This is a genomic window from Streptomyces caniferus (assembly GCF_009811555.1).
GTDB classification, from domain to species: domain Bacteria; phylum Actinomycetota; class Actinomycetes; order Streptomycetales; family Streptomycetaceae; genus Streptomyces; species Streptomyces caniferus.
The window spans coordinates 41,846-68,238 of record NZ_BLIN01000003.1; the positions used below are offsets into that span (position 1 = coordinate 41,846).

Below are 26,393 nucleotides of genomic sequence, written 5' to 3' on the forward strand. Positions count from 1 at the left end.
TACACGCCTGCTTCACCGGCCGGTCTCTCCGGCCCTGGTCAGAACGGTAGAAGCTGCCGCAGCGGCAGCTTCAAGCCCCGCACCCAGGATTCCCGCCCAGCCCGGTCACAGGCGCATGGTCTCGCCGTGCACGGCACCTTCCACGGCCGCCACATACGCACGGGCCACCTCGGCGACGGGAGTACCGTCGGTCCCGTCCGCACCCATACGTTCCAGGGTCTCCTTGATCCAGCCAGGGCTGATGAGATTGATCCGCAGACGGCGGGGCAGTTCGTCGGCAGCGTTGCGGACGAATCCTTCCAGTCCGGTGTTGACGAGCGCCCCGAGCGATCCGCCGGCCAGTGGAGCGGGGAAGGTGCCGCCGGTCAACGTGATGGAGCCGCCGTCCCGGAGATGACGGACGGCCCGTTGGGCCAGGGCCACCTGCCCGAGCAGCTTGCCGCGTACTGCGGCAGCGATCTCGTCATCCGCCGCCGACTCCAGGTCCACCAACGGGCCGCTCGCGGCGCAGCACACCACCGCGTCGAGTTCCGGCACCTCCCGGAACAGCGCGTCCAACGAGGGCGGGTCCTCCAGATCCGCCCTCACCGGCCCTGTGCGCGATGCCTTGACCACCTGATGAGAAGCCTCCAACGCGCTGACGACAGCGCTGCCGATCGTTCCTGTCGCCCCGATCACGAGTACCTTCATGCGTCGAGCATGTCAGTGCGGGCTGGACGCGGTGCCGAATTTCTTCTCGGGTTCCGGCTCATCTTCCGTGTCGGCCGCACCGTGCGTGTACGGGTACTTGTACGGGTACTTGTGCGTGTACGTGTCTGCTGAGGCGCGGGGCGGCCTGCGGAGGTTCCACTCGCTGCGGGCGGCCGGTGGGCGGATGGGCGAGAGGACGGCGGCGTAGGGGGCGTGGGGGTGTGGGTCCGGGTGGTTGTGGGAGTGGCGAGGTGACCGGGTGGAGTATGGTTCCGCCGGGCCGACCAGAAGCTGGGCTACGGGGCCAGTGAGGGTGTCGCATCACCTGAAGTCCCCAGGCTTACAGGGAAGTTGGGTCCACGCGGTTCACACCTTCAGTGAGCCGTCCGCCCCTCATCAAGTTGGACCGCACGCATCGAGGATCAGTTTGACCCCGTACTCCCTGGCGTTCTACGTGGACGTCGTCACGACCGGCACCGTGCTCGGCTTGGGCCCCGCGGAAACTCCCAACCGCGTCACCAGCATTCTGGGGGCGGACTTCGCTGAGAACACCGTCGGCGGCCGCAGCATGTGGCGTGACTACGGCCTCGCCGAGTTCTTCTGGGGCCGCGCTTCCGCCGACTGCCCCTGGGCTGGCCACCATTTCACTCTGCAGGTGCACAGACTCGCGTACCGGAACCGCACCCTTGCCAACGAGGCGCTCCGCGCCCAGTACGGGCGGTTCGCGCCCAGGCTTCGGTTCGAGAAGCTACGACGCCTACTGGAGCGGCGCGGTGTTCCTCTGCTGGAGGTCCCGGAAATCCCGGCGAACGCGCCCCACTTCCGTACTTTCTGGCAGCCCGGTTCCCAGGTGGCCGTGTCCGTCATCGGCACCTATGGCGAGTACAGCACTCCGGACAATCTGCGAGTAGGAGACGTCTACAGCATTCATGCCCCGATGACCGCCGAGGAAGTGGAGGGGCGGAGGTCGCGGGTCGGGTAGCGCGGGTGCGGGCGGCGAAACCGTGTCCGGTCGATTCGGCCGGGTGAGAGGCCCGGACTTCGTGTTTCCGGGTTCGGCGGTCGGGTCGGGTCAGGTTGGGGATGGGCGCGTTGGGCAACGTCGGTCAGAGGGTCCTTGTCATGAAGGTGCTGTTCGGGTCCGGTTGGTAGTTCGCGAACGGTTCACAGTTCTGGAAGCCATACTTCTCGTACAGCCTCCGGGCAGGCAGGAAGAACTCGTCCGAACCGGTCTCCAGGCTGAGCCGAGTGAACCCCATGCGCCGAGCTTCGCCGACGATGTGCACCAGCAGCCGGGAGGCGACCCCGCTTCTCTGTCGCGTGGGCCGGGTACGCATCGACTTCAATTCCGCGTGGTCCGCGTCCAGCCTCTTGAGCGCACCGCAGCCCACCAAGGTGTCACCGTCCATGACCGACCAGAGGGTTACCTCCGGCTTCCGGAGACCGTCGAGATCAAGGGCATGCTTGCTCTCCAGCGGCGTGCGGGATCGCATCTGTTGAACGTGTTCGTCGAGGAACTCGGCGATCTCCGGGCCGGACAGGTCATCTACCGCGATCTTCACCATGCTCATCCTTCTTCGGGCTCCTGGCCGACTTCGAGCTCCCGGCCGACCCTGGTCTCATGGCTTCCTTCGGACTCCCGGTCCCCCAGGTGTCGCGCCGGCTGTCGGAGCTGTGTTCCGAAATGGTCCGCACCGAGGCTATGCCGATCTTGAGGGCACGACCAGGCATATGAGCCACCAACAGCACAGCCGAGGCAGCGCTGCGGCGGAGGCTGCTCGGCAGACCCGCAGGCAGAGTTCAGGTGCAGTGAGCGCCGTTCGCCTCGGTGTCGGTGCCAGTGCCAGTGCCAGTGCCAGTGCCAGTGTCAGCAGTACGGTGCCTGGTGGGTGAGGGCGGTGGCAACGCGCGTCCAGACGCCGAACTGTCGGTAGAGGTCCGGCAACGTGCCACTGGCCTGGACCGTGCGGCTGTCGGCTGAGGTGACGCCGGGGATGCCGAGCAGCGTGGCGGCGACCGATGCCGACTGCCAACGGACGACGAGAGTAGCGGTGTGGGAGCTCGGGGTCATGGCGGCGGGCCGGGTGGTGAGGCTGTCGGCGACCGCTGCCTCGATGGCTTGGCGCGCTTCGGCCACAGGCGACAAGTCGGCCGCGAACCGGTCGTTTGCGTACTTGACGGCGACGCAGGTGACGCTGGGATCCCAGGCGGTCATCTCTGCGCAGCCGGCGTCGTCACCGGACAGCATCACGACCGGGACTCCGAGCGCGGCGGCGGTGGCGTGGGTGAAGCCGATTTCCCCCACAGGCCGCTCGTCGAGCCACATGTCCTCGATCTCGTGGCCCATGAAACTGTGGCTCAGTACGCCCAGGGTGCCAGCGCGGGAGTGAAAGCCGATGCAGACCATCGCGTCGTAGGTGGCATCGAGTCCTTCGAGCATGCTCATGAGCTTGGGCTTGCCACGGACCAGCCGGGCGGCCGGGTGCAGCGCGTCGGGAAGCAGATTGCGCATCGGCCCGTGCGCATCGTTGACGGTGACTGTGGTGGCACCGGCCGTCAAGGCGCCACGAACCGCCGCGTTGACGTCCTCGGTCATCATCGTCCGCCCGCGTTCATAGTCCCTGCCGCCGGGTTGCACATCGTCTGCGTCGACGAGTCCGGTGATGCCTTCCATATCGGCACAGATGTAGATCCGCATACCGCACGCTCCTGAGTAGTCGATCTCTCTTGGAGACGTTGAGCGCGGGGTCACGGTTCGAGATGACGCTTCGCTACTGCGCGCGAGCCCGGAGAGGGGAAAGAGGTCCGTCTCTCGACATTCCACCCGTGCCGGTCCGCTGGACTGCGCTGCCGGTCCGCTGTGCTGCCACCGGCCTCCGGCCTCGCTGTTCAGGGTCTTGTCGCAGCCATTGATGCCTGGTCTCCTGTTCCCCGGTGATCCGTGACGCGTTCGCCGCCCATGGCGCGCGCATCCGGCGCGGGTACGAGACCGAGGATGGAACGGCGTGGAACCAGTGGCTGGGCGGGACGTACGGGGCACTCTGCCCGAGGGGCTCGGTGCGGCCATACGCCAGACCGCCGAGGAGATCGCCGGGCTGCTGCGCGGGGGCGCCGACATGGGGCTTCCGGTGCCCCGGTCGGAGTGGACCGTCTGGGAGGCGGCGGCGCATCTGGCGCAGGCCAATGAACTGATGGCCGACATCGCGGCGGGACATGCACGCAGTTACGGGGACGGCACGCCGCAGAGTCTCGCCGGGGCCAACGAGCGAGCGCTCGCCGAGTTCGACGAGCGGAGGGCCGAACCGCTGGCCGCGATGATCGTGGCGCAGGCCGATGCCTATCTGAGGGCGTGGGACGACGGGGCCACGGAAGGGACCGTCGTCACCCCGCTGGGGCCGATGGGGCCGGACGTCCTGGGGTCGTACCTGCTCACGCACATGCTGGGCCACGGTTATGACCTCGCCCGCGCACTGGGTCGTCCGCACATGATCGACCGTGCCCGGGTCGAGCTGACCTTGCCGTTCCTGATCACGGCCATGCCGCGGGTGACCGACTCCGCCCGCACCGCCGCATTGACCGCCTGCTACGCGATCAGCTTGTGGGGCGGGGCCCGCTTCGGCGTGACAGTGAGCAGCGGCGCGGTGTCCGTTGACTCGCAGCCACCGAACCGCCCGGACTGCACGATCTTCATCGAGCCGGTCACCTTCCTCCTGATGGCACTCGGCCGCCGCGGCCAGTGGAGCGCCCTCGCCCAGGGCCGGATCCTCGTCCGGGGCCGCAAGCCCTGGCTCGCGCCCCGCTTTCCGGCGCTCTTCAAGGCACCTTGAGCCAACGGCTGGCGGGCGGGGGGGCGGCGGGCGACGGGGACAGGCCAGGACGAGCGGGCAACGGAAAGCGGGCAGCGGAGAGGCGGGCCGCAAGAAGCCGTCAGCAGAGAGCCGTAAGCGGGAAGCCGTAAGCATGCCCCCCCCACCGCCACCGCAGACCCTCATCATCGGCGCCCCGTACGGCGTGCGTCCCACACCGGTTCCACCTCGTCAGTGCTGCGCCCCGGGTGAGCCGGGTGCGTCACGTATCGAGGACGGCCAGGTCCAGCAGCTCAAGGCTGGAAGAGGCGGCGATCACTTCGTACTGGGTGATCTTCTCGTCCTCGACCGTGAAGGTGAGGGCGAGCAGCAGCCGTCCGCGCGGGGCCACCACCACGCCTACGGCTCCGTTCACGAGCGCCGGTTCGGCGAACTCTGCCCGGCGTCGGAGGACAACGGTCTGTTCGGCCACGGTGTGGGCACCGTGTGCGGTTGTCGCGATGCCCGGCGGCACGGCCGCACGGTCGGCTCGGCGGACGACATCCGGGGCCAGCACGGCGAGGAGACCTTCCATGTCGCCGTCGCGCGCGGCGGCGAGGAAGGCCTCGACGACCCGGCGTTGCCGGGCGAGGTCGGCTGGGGAAACCGAGGGGGTGCCGCGTACCTTGTGGCGCGCGCGGCTGGCGAGCTTCTTCGTCGTCGCCGGTGAGCGATCCACGACGGGCGCGATCTGGTCGAACGGCACGGCGAAGGTGTCGTGCAGGACGAAGGCGATCCGTTCGGCCGGGGTGAGCGTGTCCAGGACCACGAGCAGTGCGCGGCCGACCGATTCGGCCATGACCGCTGCCTCCTCCGGGTCGCTGCGGGCTTCCGCTTCGCCGCCGGCCGAGGCGCGGTGGGTCAGCTGCTGCTCCAGGGGTTCCTCTCGTCGCGAGGAGCGCGAGCGCAGCATGTCCAGGCACAGGCGGGAGACGACCGTGTGCAGCCAGCCGGGCAGGTTCTCGATGCTGTCGGCGTCGGTGCGACTGAGCCGCAGCCAGGCCTCCTGGACAGCATCGTCCGCCTCGCTGAGTGAGCCGAGCAGCCGGTAGGCGACCGCCCGCAGGTGGCTTCGACAGGTCTCGAATCGCTGCGCCAGCCGGTCTTGCCCGTTCGCCGGGCCGTCCTGCTCGTCCGCCGGCCCGTCCTGCTGGTCCATGGGTCACCTTTCGCTTTCGGGCTTCGTCACCGAGATGACGCATACAACAGGGCCGACGTGACCGCAGCCTCGTCCAAGCGCCCGGCCGGCCCCCACACGAGGAGGAGAAGACCATGATCACTGCCGTGGTGCCGGACCTCGGACAGCCGCTGCTGCGACGAGCGGAGCTCGGAGACCTTGCACTGCCCAACCGGGTGGTGATGGCCCCGGTCACCAGGGCCCGCGCAGCGGACGACGGGCTGGTCCCGACCGCGATGCATGCCGCTTACTACGCCGAGCGGGCCGGGGCCGGGCTGATCATCACCGAGGCGACCTGGGTCAGCGAACAGGCGATCGGCTTCGTCAACGTCCCCGGCATCTACAGCGACGAGCAGGTGATCGCGTGGAGGCGCGTCACCGATGTCGTGCATGCCCTCGGCGGCCGCATCGTGCTGCAGCTCTGGCACACCGGTGCCGCCTCGCACCCCGATCACCTCGCCGGACAGCTGCCCGCCGGCCCGTCGGCGATCAATCCCCACGTCAGCTCGTTCACCCCCAGCGGGTTCAAGGACACCGTCACTCCCCGGGAGATGACCACAGCCGACATCGCGGCCACCGTCGCCGACTACCGTGCCGCCGCGGTGAATGCCCGGCTCGCGGGGTTCGACGGGGTGGAGATCGGCGCCCTCGGCTCGTTCCTCATCGCGCAGTTCCTCAACCCCCGGCTGAACCGTCGCACCGACGCCTACGGCGGCGACCGCGGCGGCCGGCGGCGCCTGCTCCTGGAGATCATCGATGCGGTGGCCGCGCCGTGGGAAGGACGGCGCGTGGGGGTTCGCCTGGGTCCGTACTGGACGGCTGGGGACCGTTTCCGGGCAGACGAGGAGACGCTCGCCGACTACGACGCCCTCGTGACCGAGCTCAATCGCCATCCGGTGGCCTACCTGCACCTTCGCGGACGAGACCTGAGCGCGCCGGACCTCACTCCCGATGTCGGGGCGATCGCCCGGTACCGACGGCAGTTCCACGGCCCGGTGATCGCGAATAACGGTTTCGACCGCGAGTCGGCCAACGCCCTCATCCAGTCCGGCCATGCCGATGCCGTGTCCTTCGCGACACATTTCATCGCCAACCCGGACCTCGTCACCCGCTTCGCCCTGGGCCGGGCACTGGCAACCGGAGACCGTGACAGTTACTACACCGGCGGAGCGGACGGCTACGTCGACTACCCCGCCAGCAGCTGGCAGGACGCACCACGGGAGGAGGCAGCGGCACGGCGAACATGAGGGCGTGGCCGTCGATGGTCGCCGCGGGCGGTCCGTGCCGCCGCCCGGGTCCACGCCGAGGGGGTGAGGCCGCGTTGTATGTCGACGATCGGCGTGTCGAGCGGTGCCCAGGGGCGTGGGGAGGGAGGGCGAACCACAGGGCCCGTGGGGACGAGTCGGGTGGGATGTGGCGTGTCCCCCGCGGCGTCGGGTTACGGGCGGAGCAGCGTCTTGATGGCGCGGCGTCCGTCCATCGCGCGGTAGCCCTCGGCGACCTGGGGGGCGCAGTGGCAGGGTGAGTCGAAGACCTTGCCCGGGTTCATCCGGCAGGGGAGAACGCGAGTGATTCGGTCCGGCAGGAACCGTCGCACCGGGGCCGGCCCTCAGCGCATCGCCGCGTGGGAGAAGAAGCTTCTGGCCGTCGAGCGCCGATGCGCTCAACGCTCTGGTCGCCGCGCTGGGCGATGAGGTCGGTGGCGCCGTACTCGTGCGTCAGGCCAGGGGGATCTCGACCTTGATCCGCTTGCCCACCGGCTCTCGCTGAACGTCGAAGTCGTCGCAGACCGCAAGGACGATCTCCAGGCCGTGCCGGCCGATCCGTTCCGGGTCCGCGGGGCGGGCGTCCGGGAGGTGGGGATCGGTGTCCCACACCGTGATGACCAGCATGGCGCCGACGATCTCCAGGTCGACGAGGCACGGTCCGGGCGCGTACTTGCAGGCGTTGGTGACCAGTTCGCTGACGACGAGCTGCCCCGTCCCCAGTACCCGGGAGGACACCGGCAGGCCGTGATGGGACTGCACCTGGGTCAGGAAGTCCCGTGCGAAGGTACGGGCGGCGGCGATGGACTCGGTGCCGGCATCGAAGGCGGCATAGGCCGAGATCGTCGGCGCGGCCCACGGCCGGTGTTCTTTCGTGTTCGGCGCTGCCTGATTCATGCATCTCCACCGCTGTTCGGCGCACGAGCTTGCCACGTGCGCTGTTGCGCGCATACCCCCGGCTTGTCGTTTCAGTCGTGTCCCGGAGGCGCACTCTGGGTCGCACTCGGATGCAGCATCTCGGAAGCAGTACCGCGTGTGCCACCGGCGCGGTGACCGATGCGTTCCGACGGAGTCCTCGGGCCGGGGGCGGGGGCGGTACCGCTGCGGCGGTGGCTCGTCGGCAGGGCCCGGCGGGAAGAGGAGCGCGTAGCCGGGGGAAGCCTGCGGAGGACTCGGGTGAGCAGCTCTTCTCTTCGCCGGCGAGCTGGGCGACCGTGGCGAGTACGACGCCACCGGCCGCCGAGAGGGCCTCGGCTTGTTGCCCCCTTATGCGGCTTCCCCTTTGTGTAGCGTTGGGCAGTTTCCTGACGTTCCCGGAGGCCGGTGGAGTCGCCCGGATTTCCGGAGTACCCGAGGGCCGAAGTTCCGGACTTCCTGAGTTCCGGACGGACGTGCATAGACGGCCGGGGCGGGGGTACCTGCTCGCGTGATCGGAGCAACCGCAGCAGGAGGGATCGGAACGATGGGTGCCAGCCTCGCGACCTCTGCAGTCCACGCCCAGGACTCGGCAGTCCACGCCCAGGACGCAGCAGTTGACGTTCGCCCGGCACCGGTTGCACTGCCGGGAGAGTTGCCGCATGTCGAGGACCCGCAGAACATCGCTCCCCGGGACGCCCGGGAGCTGACGCAGATGTTCTTCCGGCGGCTGGAGACGCTCGAGGAGGGCACGCAGGAGTACCAGTACGCGCGCAACACCCTCATCGAGATGAACCTCTCCCTGGTCCGCTACGCCGCCCGGCGCTTCCGCAACCGCGGCGACGACATGGACGACATCATGCAGGTCGGCACGATCGGGCTGATCAAGGCGATCGACCGCTACGACCTCTCCCGCGACGTCGAGTTCACCACCCTCGCCATCCCCTACATCACCGGCGAGATGAAGCGGTTCTTCCGCGACACCACCTGGGACGTGCGGGTGCCGCGCCGTCTGCAGGAACTCCGCGTCGACCTGGCCCGGGCCAACGAGAAGCTCTCCGGGCGGCTCGGCCGGGACCCGAAGGTCGGTGAGCTGGCCGCGGAGCTGGGCATCAGCGAGGACGAGGTCGTCGAAGGGCAGGTGGCCGCCAACGGCTACAACGCCTCCTCCATCGACGTCACCCTCAACGACGACGGCAACGACACCCCGCTCGCCGACCTGATCGGCGAGCGCGACCCCGACATGGACCTCATCGAGGACCTGCACACCCTCAAGCCGCTCCTGGAGCAGCTCGGCGAGCGCGACCGGCACCTCCTCGAACTTCGCTTCGGCCAGGAGATGACCCAGGCGCAGATCGGCAGCGAGCTGGGCATCTCCCAGATGCACACCTCCCGGCTTCTCACCCGTGCCCTTGCCCGACTGCGCGAGGGAATGCTCAGCCAGGCGTAGGCCTCCCCGGCCGGTCGGCCGACGGACGTGTGGGTGGGCCCCGGTCTTGATACCGGGGCCCACCCACACGTCCGTCGGCCGTTCAGTCCTTGAAGGCGTCCTTGATCTTCTCCTTGGCGTCGCGAAGGTCCCCTTTGGACTTCTTCGCCGAGCCTTCCACCGCGGCACTCTCGTTACCGACCGTGCGCCCCGCTTCCTCCTTCACCTTGCCGGCGGCCTGCTCGGCCTTGGCCTTGGCCTTTTCGCTGGCGCTCATGACGCTGTCCTTTCGTGGACGGAAACGCTCTGGTGCCCAGATTACTCCGACGAAAAGGAAAGGGGTTGCGGGCAGACGCCAAATCTACCCGAAGCCTCGCCACGGCGAAGAATCCGCAGAAACGACAACTGCTCCGGGCCGGGGTTTTCTTTCACCCCTTCGGGAGCGGATGACGCCTCGGAGGAGAGGGGACGCAAAAGAGCCGCTGGGCGGTCAGACAGTTTTCCTGTCTGACCGCCCAGCGGCTTGTGAGGGGGACGGCTACCAGCGGTACCACCGGCCGCGCTTACCGCCGGCACCCGCAGAACGCATCACGAATCCCAGCAGCCAGAATGCCAGCACAATGACCGCGACGATCCACAGGGCCTTGAGAGCGAAACCGGCACCGAAAAGGAGCAGTGCGAGAAGAAGAACGAGAAGCAGGGGAACCATATTTATCAACCTCCGATCTGTCATGTGCCCCGCCTTTGACCTCCTACGCAAACGATCGACGATGTTTCTCGGGCTTTATGCAGGGCATAAACAGCCGCGCTCACACGGGCGGGTCGACCTTGAAGAGCAGGCCGCGATCGCGGCGCCCCGTCGACGTCGCCGGCTTTACGGACCTCATCAGCGGCACCGCGCCGGGGGGACAAGGACGTAGGCGGCAGTGCATGCGAAGCACGAGGCAAAAGAAGCATGCGAGCCATCACGGGGGAACGGGATGATGGGATGTCGGGGCCGTATCGAGAGAGGAGCGGTGTATGCGTGGGGTCGGTCTGCGGCAGGTCGATGCCCTGTGGGCAGGGGCCCGTTCAGTCGAGGTGTGTTCTCGGTGGCCCAGGGACGGCGAGCGGTCCGTCATGGTGGGGGGCGTCGTCGAGATCGCCGAACTGGCGGGCCTCTTGGAGACCGACCTGACAGCCGATCCCTTCACCTGTATGTGCTGGGGCGATGTGACCTTCACGGTCCGGGGCGAGCGGGGCAGGGTTCTCGGCGTGCTCACCCATCACCTGGACGGAGGGCTGGACTGGGAGGAGTGGGGCGGCGAAGTCCCGCTTCTGCGTCTACGGGAGCTGAGCCAGTGGCTGGCGGAGCACGGTGTGGTCAGCCATAACCCGTAGCCGACGGGCGGTCTCGACCGTGGCGAGCGGTTCCTCGAGGAGGGCGAGCTTCCGGCCCGGGGTGCGCGCCACGCTGATGACCGGGCCCAATGGTGGGCCGTGTGCGCGCTCGTGGCTCGTGCTGCCGTCCGTCACCGGTCGCGTTGCCGCCGCGTCATCCGCTGGTCGGCATGGTCACGGATGTCTCCTCCGGCAGGGCCGTCGGCGGGCGGAGGGTGAGGACCTGACGCGGGAGTCGTTCGCGTTCGTCGTAGGCGAAGTCGACGCCGGCTTCGTGGGCCGCGGCGAACGATGCCGCGAGAGCCTCGTCGGAGGCGAACTGGGCCGTGGAGACGACGGATTCGCCCTCGGCCGTGACCCAGCATGCGGCGGACAGGCAGCCCGGTGTCGTCCGCAGAACGTCCACGGCGTGTTGCACGCGGGCGATACTGGGGACATGCCCGCCGTCACCCGCACACCCCGCAGCAGCTGGATCGAGCAGGGCCTGCTGGCACTGGCCGCCGGCGGCCCGGACGCCGTCCGGATCGAGAGCCTCGCGCGGACGCTCGGCGTCACCAAGGGCGGGTTCTACGGGCACTTCCCCCATCGCGACGCGCTGTTGGAGGCGATGCTCGACACCTGGGAGCGCGAGAGCGTCGACGAGGTGCGCGACCGCGTCGAGCGCGAGGGCGGTGACGCTCGGGCGAAGATCCAGCACGCGGGCCGGCTCACCTTCTCCAGCGACCGTCTGCTGCCGATCGACCTCGCCGTTCGCGACTGGGCACGTCGTGACGAGTCGGTCGCCGCGCGCCTGCGCCGTGTCGACAACCGGCGCATGGACTACGCGCGTGAGCTGTTCGGCAGCATTTGCGCCGACCCCGACGAGGCCGAGGCCCGCAGCCTGCTGGCCTTCTGTCTGGCGATCGGCAACCACTTCCTCGCCTCTCACCACGGCAACCGGGACCGCGCCGAGGTCCTCCTCCATGCCTCCGACCTCCTGCTCAAACGCCCGCACGGCCACGGTTCCTGAGGGGCCGCAGTGCCCGTCGGGCAGAGCGAGGTCTGACGACCATCGGCCCCTGGTGGCGACGTCCCGTACGGCGCTCGGCCGGATGGAGCGGGCGAGCTGGAGTCCGAGGGACGGGGTGGCTGACCGGGCCCGGCCGGTTAGCAATTCACTGGAAGTGTCCGGCGCCGGTTGATACCTTCCGCTGGCACGCAAGGTGCGTGGCGACCGTTGAGGGAGGTTGATGAATATGGCCCGCCGGACGCTTCATCAGCATGCCCATGTCCGGGTCGCCCTGGGGTTTGGCGGCGGCCCGGTCGTCTGAAACGACCAGGAGCCCTGTGTGTCTTCTTTCTCTCTCGACGGTACCGATCTGACCACTGACCGCCTCGTGCTGCGGCCGTGGTCCACCGCCGAGCTCACCGCTGTTGTCCGTGATGCCCGGCCGGCGCACTGGGCGGGGGACTTCCCCGCCGAAGGCGACCGTGTCATCGCCGGCTTCCTCATCGAGGCGCCGGAGGGTCTGACGGAGTACGGCCACCGCCAGATCGTCGAGCGGTCCAGCGGCTTGGTGATCGGGTCCATCGGCCTGTTCTGGCCTCCGCACGACGGTTGCGTCGAGTTCGGATACGGCATCGTCGCCTCGCGGCGGGGCCGGGGGTACGCCTCCGAGGCGGGCCGGGCCATCGTGGAGTTCGCCCTGAGCGCGCCCGGCGTGCATACGGTGCAGGCGGACGTGGAACTGTCGAACCCGGCCTCGGTCCGGGTACTCGAAAAGGCCGGACTGCGGCGCTGCAGCGAGGATGCCACCACGGCCCGCTTCCGCGTCACGGCGCCGGACCCGTCCCGGCGATAGCCCGGCGGGGATCGGCGGGGATCGGCGGCGGAGCACCTCGCCGCCGGTCCCCCGACGGCCGTGCGGCGGTTGGCCGCACGGCGGGCGCCCCCGCGGTCGCGATGCGGGGGCGCCGGCGTCACCCGGCGACCGGTGCGAACTCGCCCGATTCGGCGAGCCGGAGGGCCTCCTCGATGAGGGTCTCGGCGATCCGGGATTCCGGTACGGTGCGGATCACTTCGCCCCTGACGAAGATCTGGCCCTTTCCGTTGCCGGAGGCGACGCCGAGGTCGGCCTCGCGGGCCTCGCCGGGGCCGTTGACGACGCAGCCCATGACGGCCACCCGCAGCGGGATGTCCATCCCCTCCAGGGCGGCGGTGACCTCGGCCGCGAGCTTGTAGACGTCCACCTGGGCGCGGCCGCAGGAGGGGCAGGAGACGATGTCGAGCTTGCGGGGGCGCAGATTGAGCGCCTGCAGGATCTGCGTGCCGACCTTGATCTCCTCGACCGGTGGTGCGGAGAGCGAGACCCGGATCGTGTCGCCGATGCCCTGGCGGAGCAGCGCGCCGAAGGCGACGGCGGACTTCACGGTGCCCTGGAAGGCGGGGCCGGCCTCGGTGACGCCGAGATGCAGGGGGTAGTCGCATGCCTCGGCGAGGAGTTCATAGGCCCGCACCATGATCACGGGGTCGTTGTGCTTGACCGAGATCTTGAGGTCGTGGAAGTCGTGCTCGGCGAAGAGGGACGCCTCCCACAGCGCGGACTCGACGAGCGCCTCGGGGGTGGCCCGGCCGTGCTTGGCCAGCAGACGGGCGTCCAGGGATCCCGCGTTGACGCCGATCCTGATCGGTGTCCCGCGGTCCTTGGCGGCCCGGGCGATGTCCTTGACCTGGTCGTCGAACTTCTTGATGTTGCCGGGGTTCACCCGGATCGCGGCGCAGCCGGCCTCGATCGCCGCGAAGACGTACCGGGGCTGGAAGTGGATGTCCGCGATCACCGGGATCGGCGACTTGGCGGCGATCGCGGCCAGGGCGTCCGCGTCGTCCTGCGACGGGCAGGCGACCCGCACGATGTCGCAGCCGGCCGTGGAGAGTTCGGCGATCTGCTGGAGCGTCGCGTTCACGTCGGCGGTGACGGTGGTGGTCATCGACTGCACGGCGATCGGGAAGTCGCTGCCGACACCGACCGGCCCGACGTGGAGCTGACGCGTTCTGCGGCGGGTTCCGAGCGTCGGCGCGGGAGGTGCGGGCATTCCGAGCGGGACCGTCATGACGTTTCTCTTCTCTTCCTCGGGTGGAGTGCGCGGACCGCGTCTACCGCTCGGCGGCGGCCTCGGCGACGGTGCCGTGGCGGGACAGGGCGTCGACGGCCGCACGGCAGACTCCCTCGGCCGTCAGTCCGCTGCGGGCGAGGATGCCGTCGCGGGTGCCGTGCGGCAGGAAGCGCTGGGGGATGCCGAGAGTGCGTACGGGAGCGGGGGCGCCCGCGTCGGCGAGCGCCTGGGCCACGGCGGCGCCTGCGCCGCCGGTGCGGCCGCTGTCCTCCACCGTGAGCACCGTCCGGTGGCGCAGCCCTTCCTCGACCAGGGCGGGTGCGACCGGTTTGATCCACCGGGGGTCCACCACCGTGACGCCGACGCCGTACTCCGTCAGGCGGTTGGCGGCCTCGACGCAGGCGCCGGCCATGGTGCCGATGGCCACGAGGAGGACGTCCGACGGTCCGGAGCGGTGGAGGACATCCAGGCCGGCGAGGGAATCGACGGCCGGGACGGGGGCGCCGACCGGGCCCTTGGGGAAGCGCAGCGCGGTGGGTGCATGGTCGATGGCGACGGCCTCGCGCAGCGCCCGGCGCAGGGTGACGGCGTCGCGGGGAGCCGCCACCCGGAGGGTGGGGACCAGGGACAGCAGGGACAGGTCCCACATGCCGTTGTGGGAGGCGCCGTCGTCCCCGGTCACGCCCGCCCGGTCGAGGACGAAGGTCACCGGCGCGCCGTGCAGGGCGACGTCCATCAGCAGTTGGTCGAAGGCCCGGTTGAGGAAGGTGGCGTAGACGGCGACGACGGGGTGGAGTCCACCCAGGGCGAGACCCGCGGCCGAGGTGACGGCGTGCTGTTCGGCGATGCCGACGTCGAAGGTGCGCTCCGGGAAGCGCCGGGCGAACTCGGCCAGTCCGGTGGGTTCCAGCATGGCTGCCGTCACCGCGGCGAGGTCCGGCCGGGCGGCGCCGAGTGCGGCGAGTTCCGCGCCGAAGACGGAGGTCCAGCTGGGCGAGGGGGCGCGGTCGGGGGCGGCGGGCGTGGCGGGCCGGGCGCGTACCGCGTGGAAGCGGTCCGCCTCGTGCTGTTCGGCGGGGGCGTGGCCGCGGCCCTTCTCGGTGACGCAGTGGACGACGACGGGCCGGCGGAGCGCGGCGGCCTGCCGGAGGGCGTCTTCGAGGGCCGTGACGTCGTGGCCGTCGACCGGTCCGAGGTGGGTCAGGCCCAGGTTCGCGAAGACGCCGGGCGGGGCGGTGTCGCCGGGGGTGCGCAGGTGGGAGAGGTGGGTGGCGAGGCCGCCGATGGTCGGGGCGTAGGAGCGGGTGTTGTCGTTCAGCACGATGACGACCGGACGGTGCGGCGCGGCCGCGATGTTGTTCAGGGCTTCCCAGGCCATGCCGCCGGTCAGCGCGCCGTCGCCGATGACGGCGACCACGGCCCGGTCGGTGATCCCCCGCACATGGTGGGCCTTCGCCAGCCCGTCGGCGTAGGAGAGCACGGTCGAGGCGTGGGAGTTCTCGATGATGTCGTGCTCGGATTCGGCGCGGGAGGGGTATCCGGAGAGGCCGTCCGGCTGCCGCAGGGTGTCGAACCGCCCGGCCCGGCCGGTGAGGAGCTTGTGCACATACGTCTGGTGGCCGGTGTCCCACAGGAGGGTGTCCCGGGGCGATTCGAAGACCCGGTGCAGGGCGAGGGTCAGCTCGACCACGCCCAGGTTGGGGCCCAGGTGTCCGCCGGTACGGCTGACCGTGTCCACGAGGAACGTGCGTATCTCGGGGACCAGTTCACGCACCTCGGCCGCGTTCAGTGCCCGCAGGTCCGCTGGTCCTTGTATCGAGTCGAGTGACGGCATGGCTCTTCCAATGCTGGTCGTCAACGGGCCTCATCGGCCAGAGGGGTACGGGGGATGCGGCCGGTGACCGGGTCCGCGAGTCGGGCGGGCAGGGCGAAGACGACGTCCTCGGTGGCGCCGGTGTCCACCTGGACGTCCGGGTAGCCGAGCGAGGCGAGACGGTCCACGAGGCCGCTTACCAGGATCTCCGGGGCGCTGGCGCCGGAGCTGATGCCGATGGTGGTCACCGACTCCAGCCAGCGCTCGTCCAGATGGCTCGCGTCGGGCACCAGGTGGGCGGCGCAGCCGTGGTCGCGGGCGACCTCGACCATGCGCAGCGAGTTGCTGGAGTTGAGGGAGCCGACCACCAGGACCAGATCGTGGGCGCGGGCCAGGGACTTGACGGCGTTCTGGCGGTTCTGGCTGGCGTAGCAGATGTCGTCGCCGTGCGGCCCGGTGATGTCGTCGAACCGACGGTGGAGGGCCGCGACGACCTTGGCGGTCTCGTCGAACGACAGGGTGGTCTGGGTCAGGCAGGCCACGGGGGTGTCGTCGGGCAGGTCGAGCCGGGCGACGTCCTCCTCCGTCTCCACCACGATCGTCCGCTCGGGGGCCTCCCCCTGGACGCCCTCGACCTCTTCGTGGTGCTCGTGGCCGACCAGCAGGATGGTCCGGCCGTCGCGGGCGAAGCGCACCGCCTCCTGGTGCACCTTGGCCACGAGGGGGCAGGTGGCGTCGATGACCTCGAGCCGGCGGTCGTCCGCGGCGTCGCGCACCGCCGGGGAGACGCCGTGCGCGGAGAAGACACAGACCGCGCCCTCGGGTACCTCCTCCTCGCTGTCGACGAACACCGCGCCGCGCTTTTCCAGTTCGCCGACGATGTAGTGGTTGTGCACGATTTCCTTGCGCACGTAGACGGGCGCGCCGTGCAGGTCCAGGGCGCGCTCCACGATGCCGATGGCGCGGCGTACGCCCGCGCAGAACCCTCTCGGCTCGGCCAGGACGATGCGCTGCTGTGCGGTCATTGGAGCCTTTCCTGCATCTGGAGCCCATGAGCGGGCACGGTCGGAACGGGGGTGGAGGCCTGGGCCGGCCGTGCCTCGTGGGCGCGCCAGAGCTTGGCGTAGCGCCCGCCCAGGGCGAGGAGTTCCTCGTGTGTGCCGTCCTCGCACAGCCGGCCCCGGTCGAGGACGACGATCCGGTCGGCGCGGGAGGCGACCGTGAGCCGGTGCGCGACGATCAGTGCCGTGCGGCGTGCGGTGAGCCGTTCGGTGGCCCGGCCGACCAGCGCTTCGGTCGCCGGGTCCAGGGACGAGGTGGCTTCGTCGAGGAGCAGGATGTCGGGCTGTACGAGCTGGGCCCGGGCCAGGGCGATCAACTGCCGCTGCCCGGCGGAGAGGTTGCGTCCGCCCTCGGCGACGTTGTACCGGTAGCCGCCGTCGAGCCCGGTGATGACCTGGTGCGCGCCGGTCTGCCGTGCCGCGGCCTCGACCTCCGCGTCGGTGGCGTCGGGGCGGCCGTACGCGATGGCGTCGCGGACCGTGCCGGCGAAGAGGTACGCCTCCTGCGGTACGACGCCGAGCCGCTGCCGGAAGCCGGTCAGGTCGAGGGCGCGCAGGTCGGTGCCGTCGACGAGCACCGCGCCGCGGTCCGGATCGTAGAACCGGGCGGCCAGCTTCACCAGGGTGGTCTTGCCCGCCCCTGTCTCGCCGACGAACGCGACCCGTTGTCCCGCGGGGATGTGCAGGTCGACGCCCTCCAGGCCGACCGTGCCCGCCGCCTCGTCGTCGGTGGGGTAGCGGAAGTGCACGTTCTGGAAGACGATCTCCCCGCGCAGTCGGCGGACCTCCAGGGGGGCGCTGGACTCGGGGGTGGAGCTGCGCAGTTCGAGCAGTTCCTTGAGCCTGCCGAGGGACACCCGCGCCTGCTGGTAGCTGTCGAAGAGCTGGGAGAGCTGCTGCACCGGGGTGAAGAAGAGCTCCAGGTAGAGCAGGTACGCCACGAGGGTGCCGACCGCCATCGAGCCGTCGGCCACCCGCCCGGCCCCGAGGGCCAGCACCAGGGCGGCCACCAGGGCGGCGAGGAACTGGATGAACGGGAAGTACAGCGCCATCAGGAACTGCGAGCGCACCCGGGCCCGGCGGTAGGCCAGGCTGTCGTCGGTGAACCGGCGCACGACGGCGTCCTCGCGGCGGAAGAGCTGGGCGGTCCGCATGCCCGCAGCGGATTCCTGGAAGGTGCCGTTGACCACGGCGGTGCGCTCCCTGGCCAGGCTGTAGGCCCGGACGGAGCGTCTGCGGAACACGGCCGTGGCGCCGTAGAGGACAGGCAGCGACAGCAGGACGACCAGCAGCATCGAGGAGTCCACGAGGAGCAGCGCCACCGTCACCCCGGTGAGGGTGAGCAGGCTGACCAGGAGCGCGACGAGTCCGCTCTGCACGAACGCGGACAGGGAGTCCACGTCTGTGGTCATCCGGGTCATGGTCCGGCCCGCGGACTCCTTCTCGAAATGGTCGAGGCCGAGCCGGTGCAGGTGTGCGAAGACCCGCAGGCGCAGGGCGTACAGCACGCGTTCGCCGGTGCGGCCGGTCGTCCGCAGGGATCCCCACTGGGCCGCCCAGCGCAGCAGGACGATCAGCAGGGCGCCGGTGCAGGCTGCCCACAGGGCGGCGGGGGCGGAGCCGAGGGACGCCTCGACGCCCTGCCGGACGGCGTAGGGCTGGGCCAGGCCGCCGGCCGCGTCGGCGACGACCAGGAGCAGGCCGAGGGCGAGCGGGATCCCGAAGCCGCGCAGCAGATCACGCAGGCCGAACCGGCCTCCGGTGTCCCGGGTCGCGGCGGCCTCGTCCACGTCAGGGGTGTGCTCGGCGGCGGACGGCGCGGGACGGCCGGCGGGGGCGGGCTCCGGCTCGGGAGGGGGGCCTTGACGGTGCGGTGGGGCTGCGGGAGCTGCCGCGGCGGGGGCTTCGGCCCGTTCCCGGGCCTCGGGTCCCGTGCCGTGGAAGAGGTCGCGGTAGAGCGGGCAGCGTGCCAGGAGTTCCGTGTGGGTCCCGGTGTCGGCCAGCCGGCCGCCGTCCAGCACGGCGATCCGGTCCGCCATGGCGAGGGTGGATTTGCGGCGGGCGGTGATCAGCGTCGTGCGGCCCGCCATCAGGGCGCGCAGCCCGTCGTGGATGGCGGCCTCGACATGGGTGTCGACGGCGGAGGTCGCATCGTCCAGCACCAGCAGCCGGGGCTCGGTGAGCAGTGCGCGGGCGAGTGCGATGCGCTGCCGCTGGCCACCGGAGAGGGACTGGCCGCGCTCCCCCACCGGTGTGTCGTAGCCGTCCGGGAGGGCCGTGACGAACGCGTCGGCCTGCGCGATGCGGGCGGCGGCGCGGATCTCGGCGTCGCTCGCGTCCGGACGGCCGAACGCGATGTTGTCGCGGACGCTCGCGGCGAACAGGAAGGTCTCCTCGGGGACCGCCCCCAGGGCGCCGCGCAGGGCGTCGAAGGTGAACTCGCGGATGTCGGTTCCGCCGATCCGCACCGCGCCCCCGGTGGGGTCGTAGTGCCGGGCCAGCAGGTGGAACAGGGTCGATTTGCCCGAGCCGGGACTGCCGACGACGGCGACCGTCTCGCCGGGGGCGATCCGCAGGGAGAAGTCGTCGAGGACGGGGCGGTCGGGGTCGTAGCCGAAGGTGACGCGGTCGAAGACGACTTCGAGGGGGGACTGCGCGGGCAGCCGCTCGCGTCCCTGTGTCAGCGTCGGCCGGGCCGTGACGAGATCGAGGACCCGGTTGATCGCGGCGGCGCCCTGCTGGACGGCGCTCAGCAGGCCCACCAGCATGCTCAACGGGACGACGAGCTGGGCGAGGTAGGCGGAGAAGGCGACGAAGGTGCCGAGCGAGAGCTCGCCGCGGAGCGCCATCCAGCCGCCGAGGGCGAGGACGGCGACCTGGGCCAGCGCGGGTATCGCCTGGAGCACCGGCTCGTAGCGTGCGGTGAGCCGCAGGACCCGGAGCCGTCCGGAGAACAGCCGGCGGGCCGCCGCGGTGAGCCGGGCCAGCTCCTGCCGTTCCTGGCCGAAGCCCTTGACCACGCGGATGCCGGCGACGGAGCTGTCCACCACTCCGGCCAGTGCGGCGGTCCGGTCCTGGGCTTCCCAGGCGGCCTTCAGCATGCGGGGCTGACTGCGCCGGGCGAGGAACCACAGCGCGGGGATCATGCCCAGTGCGACCAGGGTGAGCCGGGGGGAGAGCACGCCCATCACGGTCACCGCGGCGCCGAGGGTGGCGAGGTTGGTGACCATGGCGGGGATGACCATGACCAGGCCGTGGACCATGGTGAGGTCGCTGGTCGCGCGCCCGACGAGCTGACCGGTGCCCCATTCGTCCTGGCGCGCACCGTCCAGACGGGCAAGGGATCGGAACAAGTCCGTCCGCATGTCGTGCTGGACATCGGCGGCGAGCCGGCTCGCGAAGTAGCGGCGCAGGAAGGTCAGGCCGTAGCCGGCCACCGCCGCCACCACCAGCAGGACGATCCACGGCAGGAGCGGGCGGGTGGGGTGGACGATGACCTCGTCGATGACCACCTTGGTGACCAGGGGGACCCCCACGCTCACCGCCGTGGCCCCGAGCGCGCCGACGAGCGAGAGCAGCAGTCCGCCGGGGTGCCGCAGGCAGTAGCCGGCGGTGCGGCGGAGCCAGCCGCCGCGTCCACCGGCTCTGTCACGGGCGTGCCTCGCCACTGGCCGGCTCCCTTCGTCTGTGGGTGGGTGGAGGGTTACGGGCCGTCAGACGTCGCCGACGGCCAGGGCCAGGACGTGCCGCCGCGAGCCGGTCGGCAGCACCGCACAGGCGGTGCGCGGATCGTCCGGGAGCGTGCGCAGCCGGCCCGTCGGCCCGGGGAGCGTGTCCGCGGGGAGCGGGAGCGGCTGGGTGAGACCCCCCGCGCCCAGTCCGTGCCCCCGTGCCTTGCCGATCGCTTCCTTCTGGGTCCACAGCCACAGGAAGGCGCGGACCCTGGCGCTTCGGGGGCTGCGGGCGACCCAGTCGGCGGACGCCTCGTCGAGCCAGCGCCGGGCCAGCGGTCCGGCGGCGAACGGGCGGACGGTCTCGATGTCCACGCCGACCGGCCGGTGTCTGCTGAGGGCGACCGCCCCGGCGCCCCGGGTGTGGCTCACGCTCACCCGCAGTCCCGAGGCGGGGCCGGTCAGCCGCGGACGGCCGCCGGGCCCGTGGTCGAGCCGGATGCGGTGGACGGGGGCTCCCGTCAGGTCCGCGGCGGCGTGCAGGAGGGCGGCGTGGGTGGCGTCCCGCTCCGTGCCGGGCGGCATCTCCCCCCACACCACCGTCACCGGCCCGTCGTCGGGCCGAGGGGTGGTGTGGAGGGTGGAGTGCACGGTCAGCCGGCCATCTGACGGATCAGGCTGGCGGGGCGCATATCGGTCCAGTTCGCCTCGATGTAGTCCAGGCACGCCTGCCGGCTGTCCTCGGTGTGGGCCACGTTCCAGCCCGCGGGCACCTCGGCGAAGCCGGGCCAGAGCGAGTGCTGCCCCTCGTCGTTGACCAGGACCAGGTAGCGGCCGTCTTCGTTCTCGAACGGGTTGGTCATGTCCTCGCCTTTTCCTGTGGGTTCGGTGTGTGCGATTACGGAGTGAGAGGTGGGCCGCGCGGTTACGCGACGATCTTTTCGAGCACGCGGACCGCGTTCTCGGCGCCGTTCTCCGGAGCGGTCCGCTCGGCGAGCCGGGCGACCGTGCGGGCGATGCCCGGATCGGTCAGTGCCAGGTGGAGGGCCTCGGTGAGCGAGTCGGCGGTCAGGTCGCGGTGTCTGACCGGCGCGGGGGCCACTCCCAGGGCGTGCAGATGGTCGGCCCACATGACGCCCTCCTTCTGGAAGGGGCAGATCACCTGGGGCACACCGGCCTTCAGCGCGGCGTTGTGCGTTCCGGTGCCGCCCGGGTGGACGACGGCCCGCACCTGCGGGAACAGCCAGTCGTACGGGATCTCCTCCGCGACGAGAAGGTGCTCCGGCGGGTCCGGAATGACGACGCCGCCCCAGCCGGTGACGACGACCGCGCGGACACCGGTCCGGCGCACGGCTTCCACGACGGCCCGGCCGGTCTGCTCGGGGTCGATTCCCAAGTGGCTGCCGAATCCGATGAAGACGGGCTTCTCGCCGCTCTCCAGGAAGCGCAGCAGCCGCTGCGGGGGCCGCCACCCGGGGGTGGGGGGCAGCATCCAGAATCCGGTGGTGTGCACCCACTCGGGCCAGTCCGGAGCCGGTTCGAGGACGTGCGGGCTGAACCCCATCAGGACGGGTGCCGGGGTTCCGTCGGCGCGGAACCTGTTGTCCAGGGAGCCCTCGCGCGGGGGCAGTCCGAGGACGTCGGTGCGCCAGCCGGCGAACATCTCGGCCAGCGGGCCCTTGATGGGCCGGTCGTTGACCTGGGCGTGCTGCTCCAGGTTGTCGGGCCGTTCGTCGAAGGTGCCGACGTCGGCGGGGTAGCGGCGGGAGGCGACGAAGTGCGGGTAGAGGCTCGCCAGGACGTGCGGGACGCCCAGTTTCTCGGCGATCTGGTGCACGGCCTGCCGCGAGGAGTGCGAATGGATCACGAGATCCGCGCCGCTGGCCGTTGCGTCCCACATGTCCTTCAGCATCAGCGGATAGAGCCGGGGAAAGATCTCCTGGAAGATACGGTCCCGGGCCTTTTGGTACTCGTCCGTCGACCGCTCGTTGTTGACGAGGATTTCGCGGACGTCGGGACGCGAATGGAGTCGTACGCCCTCGTCATTGACCGGGGCGAAATCAACGCCGTATTCGGCGACCCAGGGTCCGTACAGGCGCGGCCCGACCAGCGTGGCAGAATGCCCCGCCCGGTTGAGGGCATAGGCCAGTGCGAGATACGGCTGAATATCCCCGCGACTTCCGTGGGAATATATCAATGCTTTCACGCCCCGGATCCTCCCGTCGATGTACTCCGAGCTCCCGTCACGTTAAGGCCGGACCGGCAATAGCGAGCTGGATGCGATCTGGACGCAACAAGCTGCCTCTTGTGCGGTTCGGGGATCAACGGAAAGGGTGTCCCCTCAACGACCATGGGAGGGGACCCGACGTTGAAGGCACTGGTCTACTGCTACGGAAATCGGGGCGACGTCCAGCCATATCTGGCGCTCGCGTACGCCCTCAACCTGGCGGGGCACAAGGCCGTGCTGGCGGCTCCTCGTCTCTATGCTCCGCTGGCCGCCGAATACGGCGTCGAATTCGCCCCGTTGGACGACGGCGCGGTGCGGATCCGCTCGCGCGCCGACATCCGGCGGCTGCAGGTGAACAGCGACCGTCCGTCCGCGGAGAGCGACCGGCAGCGGGCGTCGATCCGCAAGGAGATGGTGCCGCTCTACTCCGCCGTGCTGGAGGACATGTGGCGGGCGGCGGCCGGTGGCGCCGATCTCGTCGTGCACTCGCACGCGTTCCGTGAGGCGGTGCCGCAGATCGCGGAGAGGCTGGGGGTGCCGCACGTCCTGGGCGCCCTCTACCCGAACTTCGTCGTCTCGCGGGACTACCCCTCGTTCGGACAGCTCTCCTCGGTGTTCTCGGACCGCACGGACCACAGCCGGACGGATGTGCGGAGCTTCCTCGGTCCGGAGGTCATCGAGGCGCTCGCGTCCTGGCGTGCGCACACCCTCGGGCTGCCGCCCCGCGACGGCTCCCTCGACTTCCGGTACCGCGCCGACGGCACCCCCGCGCCGGTCCTGCACTGCTTCAGTCCGCACATCCTCAAGCCCGGATCCGACTGGCCCGACTCGGTGCACACGGCGGGTTTCTGGCATCTGCCGCCGGCCCCCGGCTGGCAGCCGCCGGAGCGCCTGCTGCGCTTCCTGGAGGACGGTGACCGGCCGGTGTTCTTCGGTTTCGGCAGTGCCGTGGGCACGGAGCCGGAGCACACCGCGCGCCTGGTGCTGGACGCGATCGCCCAGACGGGGTACCGGGCCGTCGTCGTCGCCGGCTGGGGCGCGCTCGATATCGGCCACGCCCCGGAGAACGTCCTCGCCCTCGACGAGGTCCCCTACCCGTGGCTGCTGCCGCAGACCCGGGCGGCCGTGAACTCCGGCTCGCTCGGCGCCCACAACGCGGCGCTCACGGCCGGGGTGCCCCAGGTCGTCTGCCCCTTCGAGGTGAACCAGCTGATGTGGGGCGATCACCTGCACCGGCTGGGTGTGGCGCCTCCCCCGCTCAAACAGCGCGAACTGACGGCGGACGCCCTGGCCGCCGCCGTGCGCACGGCGGCGGAGGACCCCGTCATGGCGGCCACCGCCACAGGGCTGGGCCGGCTGCTCGGCAAAGAGGACGGCGCCGCCTCCGCGGTCACCTTCCTGGAAGGGGTGCTGTGATGGCGCACACCACCGCGGTGAGCCCGCCGCTCCGTTCCGGTACCGGCCGCCCGGTCCGACTGGCGGAGTCCGCGGCGTGCACCGACGGGCTGCGGATGACCACGGCCGCGTTCTTCGACTGGCTCGCCGCACGGCAGCTCATCCATGCCCAGCAGGTCGAGCGCATCCGCTTCGACGAGATGACGCAGTGGCATGCCGACCCGGACACCGGGGACCTGCGGCACCGGAGCGGACGGTTCTTCTCCGTCCAGGGGCTGCGGGTCCGCTCCGACTTCGGCCCGGTGGCCGCCTGGTCCCAGCCGATCATCAACCAGCCGGAGTGCGGGATACTCGGCATCGCGATCCGCGAGTTCGACGGGGTGCCGCACCTGCTGATGCAGGCGAAGTCCGAGCCGGGGAACATCAACGGGGTGCAGCTCTCCCCCACGGTGCAGGCCACCCGCAGCAACTACACCCGGGTGCACGGAGGTTCGTCGGTGCCGTACCTCGACCTGTTCCGGTCGCCGGAGCCGGACCGGGTGCTGGCGGACGTCCTGCAGTCCGAGCAGGGCTCCTGGTTCTACCGCAAGCGCAATCGCAACATGGTGGTCGAGGCGGGACCGGAGGTGGAGGCCGGCGAGGACTTCTGCTGGCTGACCCTGGGGCAGCTGCATACGCTGATGCGCCACGAGGACCTGATCAACATGGACGCGCGGACGGTGCTGTCCTGTCTGCCCGACTGGCACACCGGCGCCGACGCGCCCTCCGCGGACCCCGGCCGCGGCGCCGCCCTGCACACCGACCGCGAGATCCGCAGCTGGCTCACCGGGCGCCGGGCCGAGCACCAGATCAGCGCCGAGCGGCTGCCGCTGACCCACGTGCCGGAATGGCACTGGTCGCCCGAGGCGCTCTCCCACGAGAGCGGCCGGTACTTCAGCATCGTGGCGGTGCACGTCGGCTCCCGCAGCCGCGAGGTGCCCGCCTGGTCCCAGCCGCTGCTGCGGCCGCACGGGGACGGGGTGGCGGCGCTGCTGGTGCAGCGGATCGGCGGGGTGCCGCACGCCCTGATGCGGGCGCGGGTGGAGCCGGGCTTCGCGGACGGCGTCGAACTGGGACCGACCGTGCAGTGCACACCGGAGAACTACGCGCATCTGCCGGCCGCGGCCCGGCCCCCGTACCTGGACCTGGTGCTCGGCGGGCGCGCGGAGCGGACCCGCTTCGACACCGTCCTCTCCGAGGAGGGCGGCCGCTTCCACCACGCCCGCAGCCGGTACCTGATCATCGAGGTGGACTCCGGTGACCGGGTCGAGGAGGGTGCGGAGTTCCGCTGGGTGTCGGAGCGTCAGCTCGATGAGCTGCTGCGCTACAGCGGTCATCTGAACGTCCAGGCCAGGACGCTGGTCGCGGCCCTGCGGGCGCTGCGATGAGGGCCCGGCCGGTGCGGATCGGGGTCCTGGGCGCGGCCTCGATCGCCTGGCGCCGGGTCCTGCCCGCGATGGCGGCCTGCCCCGACATCGACGTGGTGGCCGTGGCCGCCCGCGACATGGGGCGGGCCCGGCGGTTCGCCGACCGCTTCGGATGCGCGGCCGTGGCCGGCTACCAGCCCCTGCTGGAGCGTGCCGACATCGACGCCGTGTATGTGCCGCTGCCCGCCGCCCTGCACCACGCATGGGCGGCGCGGGCGCTGCGGGCGGGCAAGCACGTCCTGGTGGAGAAGCCGATGGCGGGCAGCGCCGAGGAGGCCCGGGAGCTGGTGACGCTCGCCACGCGGGCCGGCCTGGTGCTCCGGGAGAACTTCATGTTCCTCCACCACCCCCGGCACGACGCGGTGGAGTCCCTGCTGCGCTCCGGCCGGATCGGTGAACTGCGGTCCCTGCACGCCGCGTTCTGCATTCCGCCGCTGCCGGCGGAGGACATCCGCTACGTTCCGGAGCTGGGCGGCGGCGCGCTGCTGGACGCGGGGGTGTACCCGCTGCGGACGGCGATGCGGTTCCTCGGTCGCGGCCTGCGGGTGGCCGGGGCGACGCTGCGGACCAGGGCCGCCGACGGACTCGACCTGTCCGGGCAGGTGCTGCTCGCCGCCGACTCGGGCGTGCAGGCGTCCCTGGAGTTCGGCTTCGAACACGCCTATGCGGCGCGGTACGCGCTGTGGGGCAGCCGGGCACGCCTCACCACGGAGCACGCCTTCAGCCCGGCGGCCGACCAGCGGCCCGCGCTGCTGCTGGAGGAGCAGGGCGGCACGGAGCGGATCGACCTGCCGGCCGCCGACCAGTACCTGCGGTGCGTGGCGGACTTCGCCTCCGCGGTCCGCACCGAGGGTGCGTCGGACGGACCGGACGAGGCGTGCCGGCGTGCGGACGCCGTCACCACACTGGAGCTGGCCGACCGGATCCGTGCGTGCGCGGTGCGCGTCGAGGTCGCCGGCTGATCCT

At 70.9% G+C, this 26,393-nt stretch carries 25 protein-coding genes and 1 pseudogene; 10 read left to right on the forward strand and 16 right to left on the reverse strand.

The window, feature by feature from the left end; all coding sequences use genetic code 11:
• Positions 1–105 precede the first annotated feature (105 nt).
• A complete protein-coding gene (locus Scani_RS08975) occupies positions 106–690 on the reverse strand; it encodes a short chain dehydrogenase (protein ID WP_159472031.1) in 585 nt (194 codons plus the stop codon).
• Between the two features lie 427 nt (positions 691–1,117).
• Between Scani_RS08975 and Scani_RS08980 the strand changes: the two genes are divergently transcribed.
• Positions 1,118–1,672, forward strand: a complete 555-nt coding sequence (locus tag Scani_RS08980; protein WP_159472034.1) for a hypothetical protein — start codon at positions 1,118–1,120, stop codon at positions 1,670–1,672.
• A 124-nt stretch (positions 1,673–1,796) separates the two neighbouring features.
• On the opposite strand, the gene Scani_RS08985 is transcribed toward Scani_RS08980, so the two are convergent.
• Together Scani_RS08985 and Scani_RS08990 are read right to left on the reverse strand one after the other, a co-directional pair.
• Complete coding sequence (locus tag Scani_RS08985; protein WP_159475573.1) at positions 1,797–2,252, reverse strand: GNAT family N-acetyltransferase; 456 nt, start codon at positions 2,250–2,252, stop codon at positions 1,797–1,799.
• A gap of 305 nt (positions 2,253–2,557) precedes the next feature.
• On the reverse strand, positions 2,558–3,388 hold the full coding sequence (locus Scani_RS08990) for a M55 family metallopeptidase (RefSeq protein WP_159472036.1): 831 nt from the start codon (positions 3,386–3,388) through the stop codon (positions 2,558–2,560).
• A 307-nt stretch (positions 3,389–3,695) separates the two neighbouring features.
• On the opposite strand from Scani_RS08990, the gene Scani_RS08995 reads away from it, so the two are divergent.
• Positions 3,696–4,517: a maleylpyruvate isomerase family mycothiol-dependent enzyme gene (locus Scani_RS08995; protein ID WP_246295644.1), complete on the forward strand. Its 822-nt coding sequence runs from the start codon at positions 3,696–3,698 to the stop codon at positions 4,515–4,517.
• A 241-nt stretch (positions 4,518–4,758) separates the two neighbouring features.
• Here the strand turns inward: Scani_RS08995 and Scani_RS09000 are convergent, their stop codons facing one another.
• A complete protein-coding gene (locus Scani_RS09000) occupies positions 4,759–5,694 on the reverse strand; it encodes a sigma-70 family RNA polymerase sigma factor (RefSeq protein ID WP_159472039.1) in 936 nt (311 codons plus the stop codon).
• Between the two features lie 113 nt (positions 5,695–5,807).
• Between Scani_RS09000 and Scani_RS09005 the strand changes: the two genes are divergently transcribed.
• A complete protein-coding gene (locus Scani_RS09005; protein ID WP_159472042.1) occupies positions 5,808–6,959 on the forward strand; it encodes an alkene reductase in 1,152 nt (383 codons plus the stop codon).
• Between the two features lie 191 nt (positions 6,960–7,150).
• Here Scani_RS09005 and Scani_RS40720 read toward each other — a convergent pair.
• Together Scani_RS40720 and Scani_RS09015 are read right to left on the reverse strand one after the other, a co-directional pair.
• Positions 7,151–7,348 (reverse strand): annotated as a pseudogene (locus tag Scani_RS40720) (IMP dehydrogenase); the annotation flags it as partial.
• Positions 7,349–7,430: 82 nt separating this feature from the next.
• Positions 7,431–7,874 (reverse strand): ATP-binding protein, encoded by a 444-nt coding sequence (locus tag Scani_RS09015; RefSeq protein ID WP_159472045.1) that lies wholly within the window; start codon positions 7,872–7,874, stop codon positions 7,431–7,433.
• 565 nt (positions 7,875–8,439) lie between these two features.
• On the opposite strand from Scani_RS09015, the gene Scani_RS09020 reads away from it, so the two are divergent.
• Positions 8,440–9,342, forward strand: coding sequence for an RNA polymerase sigma factor SigF (locus tag Scani_RS09020; protein WP_159472048.1), 903 nt, complete (start codon positions 8,440–8,442; stop codon positions 9,340–9,342).
• Positions 9,343–9,424: 82 nt separating this feature from the next.
• Here the strand turns inward: Scani_RS09020 and Scani_RS09025 are convergent, their stop codons facing one another.
• Both Scani_RS09025 and Scani_RS09030 read right to left on the reverse strand, forming a co-directional pair.
• Entirely contained in the window at positions 9,425–9,598 is a 174-nt protein-coding gene (locus tag Scani_RS09025) for a CsbD family protein (protein WP_159472051.1), read from the reverse strand.
• A 261-nt stretch (positions 9,599–9,859) separates the two neighbouring features.
• On the reverse strand, positions 9,860–10,030 hold the full coding sequence (locus Scani_RS09030) for a hydrophobic protein (protein ID WP_159472054.1): 171 nt from the start codon (positions 10,028–10,030) through the stop codon (positions 9,860–9,862).
• 311 nt (positions 10,031–10,341) lie between these two features.
• On the opposite strand from Scani_RS09030, the gene Scani_RS09035 reads away from it, so the two are divergent.
• Entirely contained in the window at positions 10,342–10,701 is a 360-nt protein-coding gene (locus tag Scani_RS09035) for a hypothetical protein (protein ID WP_159472057.1), read from the forward strand.
• A 154-nt stretch (positions 10,702–10,855) separates the two neighbouring features.
• Here Scani_RS09035 and Scani_RS09040 read toward each other — a convergent pair whose 3' ends face one another.
• The gene (locus Scani_RS09040; protein WP_246295647.1) at positions 10,856–11,119 is read right to left on the reverse strand and encodes an antibiotic biosynthesis monooxygenase; all 264 of its coding nucleotides are present in this window, start codon (positions 11,117–11,119) and stop codon (positions 10,856–10,858) included.
• An 18-nt stretch (positions 11,120–11,137) separates the two neighbouring features.
• Here Scani_RS09040 and Scani_RS09045 point away from each other — a divergent pair, with 18 nt between their 5' ends.
• Entirely contained in the window at positions 11,138–11,710 is a 573-nt protein-coding gene (locus Scani_RS09045; RefSeq protein ID WP_159472060.1) for a TetR/AcrR family transcriptional regulator, read from the forward strand.
• A gap of 319 nt (positions 11,711–12,029) precedes the next feature.
• On the forward strand, positions 12,030–12,542 hold the full coding sequence (locus Scani_RS09050; protein ID WP_159472063.1) for a GNAT family N-acetyltransferase: 513 nt from the start codon (positions 12,030–12,032) through the stop codon (positions 12,540–12,542).
• Positions 12,543–12,660: 118 nt separating this feature from the next.
• Here Scani_RS09050 and ispG read toward each other — a convergent pair whose 3' ends face one another.
• From ispG to Scani_RS09085, 7 genes are all read right to left on the reverse strand, one after another.
• The gene (ispG, locus tag Scani_RS09055) at positions 12,661–13,791 is read right to left on the reverse strand and encodes a flavodoxin-dependent (E)-4-hydroxy-3-methylbut-2-enyl-diphosphate synthase (RefSeq protein ID WP_159472067.1); all 1,131 of its coding nucleotides are present in this window, start codon (positions 13,789–13,791) and stop codon (positions 12,661–12,663) included.
• A gap of 43 nt (positions 13,792–13,834) precedes the next feature.
• Entirely contained in the window at positions 13,835–15,628 is a 1,794-nt protein-coding gene (locus tag Scani_RS09060; protein ID WP_159472070.1) for a 1-deoxy-D-xylulose-5-phosphate synthase, read from the reverse strand.
• Positions 15,629–15,648: 20 nt separating this feature from the next.
• A complete protein-coding gene (locus tag Scani_RS09065) occupies positions 15,649–16,632 on the reverse strand; it encodes a 4-hydroxy-3-methylbut-2-enyl diphosphate reductase (protein ID WP_159472073.1) in 984 nt (327 codons plus the stop codon).
• A complete protein-coding gene (locus tag Scani_RS09070; protein ID WP_159472076.1) occupies positions 16,629–20,336 on the reverse strand; it encodes an ABC transporter ATP-binding protein in 3,708 nt (1,235 codons plus the stop codon). Before Scani_RS09070 ends, Scani_RS09065 begins: the two co-directional genes overlap by 4 nt.
• Positions 20,337–20,381: 45 nt before the next feature.
• Positions 20,382–20,990 carry a 4'-phosphopantetheinyl transferase family protein gene (locus Scani_RS09075; RefSeq protein ID WP_159472080.1) on the reverse strand — a complete coding sequence of 203 codons (609 nt, stop codon included), beginning with the start codon at positions 20,988–20,990 and terminating at the stop codon, positions 20,382–20,384.
• A gap of 2 nt (positions 20,991–20,992) precedes the next feature.
• Complete coding sequence (locus Scani_RS09080) at positions 20,993–21,202, reverse strand: MbtH family protein (protein WP_159472100.1); 210 nt, start codon at positions 21,200–21,202, stop codon at positions 20,993–20,995.
• Between the two features lie 62 nt (positions 21,203–21,264).
• Positions 21,265–22,545, reverse strand: a complete 1,281-nt coding sequence (locus tag Scani_RS09085; RefSeq protein ID WP_159472103.1) for a glycosyltransferase — start codon at positions 22,543–22,545, stop codon at positions 21,265–21,267.
• A gap of 162 nt (positions 22,546–22,707) precedes the next feature.
• Here Scani_RS09085 and Scani_RS09090 point away from each other — a divergent pair, with 162 nt between their 5' ends.
• From Scani_RS09090 to Scani_RS09100, 3 genes are read left to right on the forward strand one after another with little or no spacing between them, the layout of a single operon-like run.
• Positions 22,708–23,982: a glycosyltransferase gene (locus tag Scani_RS09090; RefSeq protein ID WP_159472106.1), complete on the forward strand. Its 1,275-nt coding sequence runs from the start codon at positions 22,708–22,710 to the stop codon at positions 23,980–23,982.
• Positions 23,982–25,388 carry an NDP-hexose 2,3-dehydratase family protein gene (locus tag Scani_RS09095; protein WP_159472109.1) on the forward strand — a complete coding sequence of 469 codons (1,407 nt, stop codon included), beginning with the start codon at positions 23,982–23,984 and terminating at the stop codon, positions 25,386–25,388. Before Scani_RS09090 ends, Scani_RS09095 begins: the two co-directional genes overlap by 1 nt.
• An 11-nt stretch (positions 25,389–25,399) precedes the next feature.
• Complete coding sequence (locus Scani_RS09100; protein WP_218039167.1) at positions 25,400–26,389, forward strand: Gfo/Idh/MocA family protein; 990 nt, start codon at positions 25,400–25,402, stop codon at positions 26,387–26,389.
• The last annotated feature ends 4 nt before the right edge of the window (positions 26,390–26,393 follow it).

Excerpts from the sequence above, each read along its gene's own strand:
- Scani_RS08975 (WP_159472031.1), bottom strand. The coding sequence starts at position 690 with ATGAAGGTACTCGTGATCGGGGCGACAGGAACGATCGGCAGCGCTGTC.
- Scani_RS08990 (WP_159472036.1), bottom strand. The coding sequence starts at position 3,388 with ATGCGGATCTACATCTGTGCCGATATGGAAGGCATCACCGGACTCGTC.
- Scani_RS09000 (WP_159472039.1), bottom strand. The coding sequence starts at position 5,694 with ATGGACCAGCAGGACGGGCCGGCGGACGAGCAGGACGGCCCGGCGAAC.
- Scani_RS09005 (WP_159472042.1), top strand. The coding sequence starts at position 5,808 with ATGATCACTGCCGTGGTGCCGGACCTCGGACAGCCGCTGCTGCGACGA.
- Scani_RS09015 (WP_159472045.1), bottom strand. The coding sequence starts at position 7,874 with ATGAATCAGGCAGCGCCGAACACGAAAGAACACCGGCCGTGGGCCGCG.
- Scani_RS09020 (WP_159472048.1), top strand. The coding sequence starts at position 8,440 with ATGGGTGCCAGCCTCGCGACCTCTGCAGTCCACGCCCAGGACTCGGCA.
- Scani_RS09025 (WP_159472051.1), bottom strand. The coding sequence starts at position 9,598 with ATGAGCGCCAGCGAAAAGGCCAAGGCCAAGGCCGAGCAGGCCGCCGGC.
- Scani_RS09030 (WP_159472054.1), bottom strand. The coding sequence starts at position 10,030 with ATGGTTCCCCTGCTTCTCGTTCTTCTTCTCGCACTGCTCCTTTTCGGT.
- Scani_RS09035 (WP_159472057.1), top strand. The coding sequence starts at position 10,342 with ATGCGTGGGGTCGGTCTGCGGCAGGTCGATGCCCTGTGGGCAGGGGCC.
- Scani_RS09045 (WP_159472060.1), top strand. The coding sequence starts at position 11,138 with ATGCCCGCCGTCACCCGCACACCCCGCAGCAGCTGGATCGAGCAGGGC.
- ispG (WP_159472067.1), bottom strand. The coding sequence starts at position 13,791 with ATGACGGTCCCGCTCGGAATGCCCGCACCTCCCGCGCCGACGCTCGGA.
- Scani_RS09060 (WP_159472070.1), bottom strand. The coding sequence starts at position 15,628 with ATGCCGTCACTCGACTCGATACAAGGACCAGCGGACCTGCGGGCACTG.
- Scani_RS09065 (WP_159472073.1), bottom strand. The coding sequence starts at position 16,632 with ATGACCGCACAGCAGCGCATCGTCCTGGCCGAGCCGAGAGGGTTCTGC.
- Scani_RS09080 (WP_159472100.1), bottom strand. The coding sequence starts at position 21,202 with ATGACCAACCCGTTCGAGAACGAAGACGGCCGCTACCTGGTCCTGGTC.
- Scani_RS09095 (WP_159472109.1), top strand. The coding sequence starts at position 23,982 with ATGGCGCACACCACCGCGGTGAGCCCGCCGCTCCGTTCCGGTACCGGC.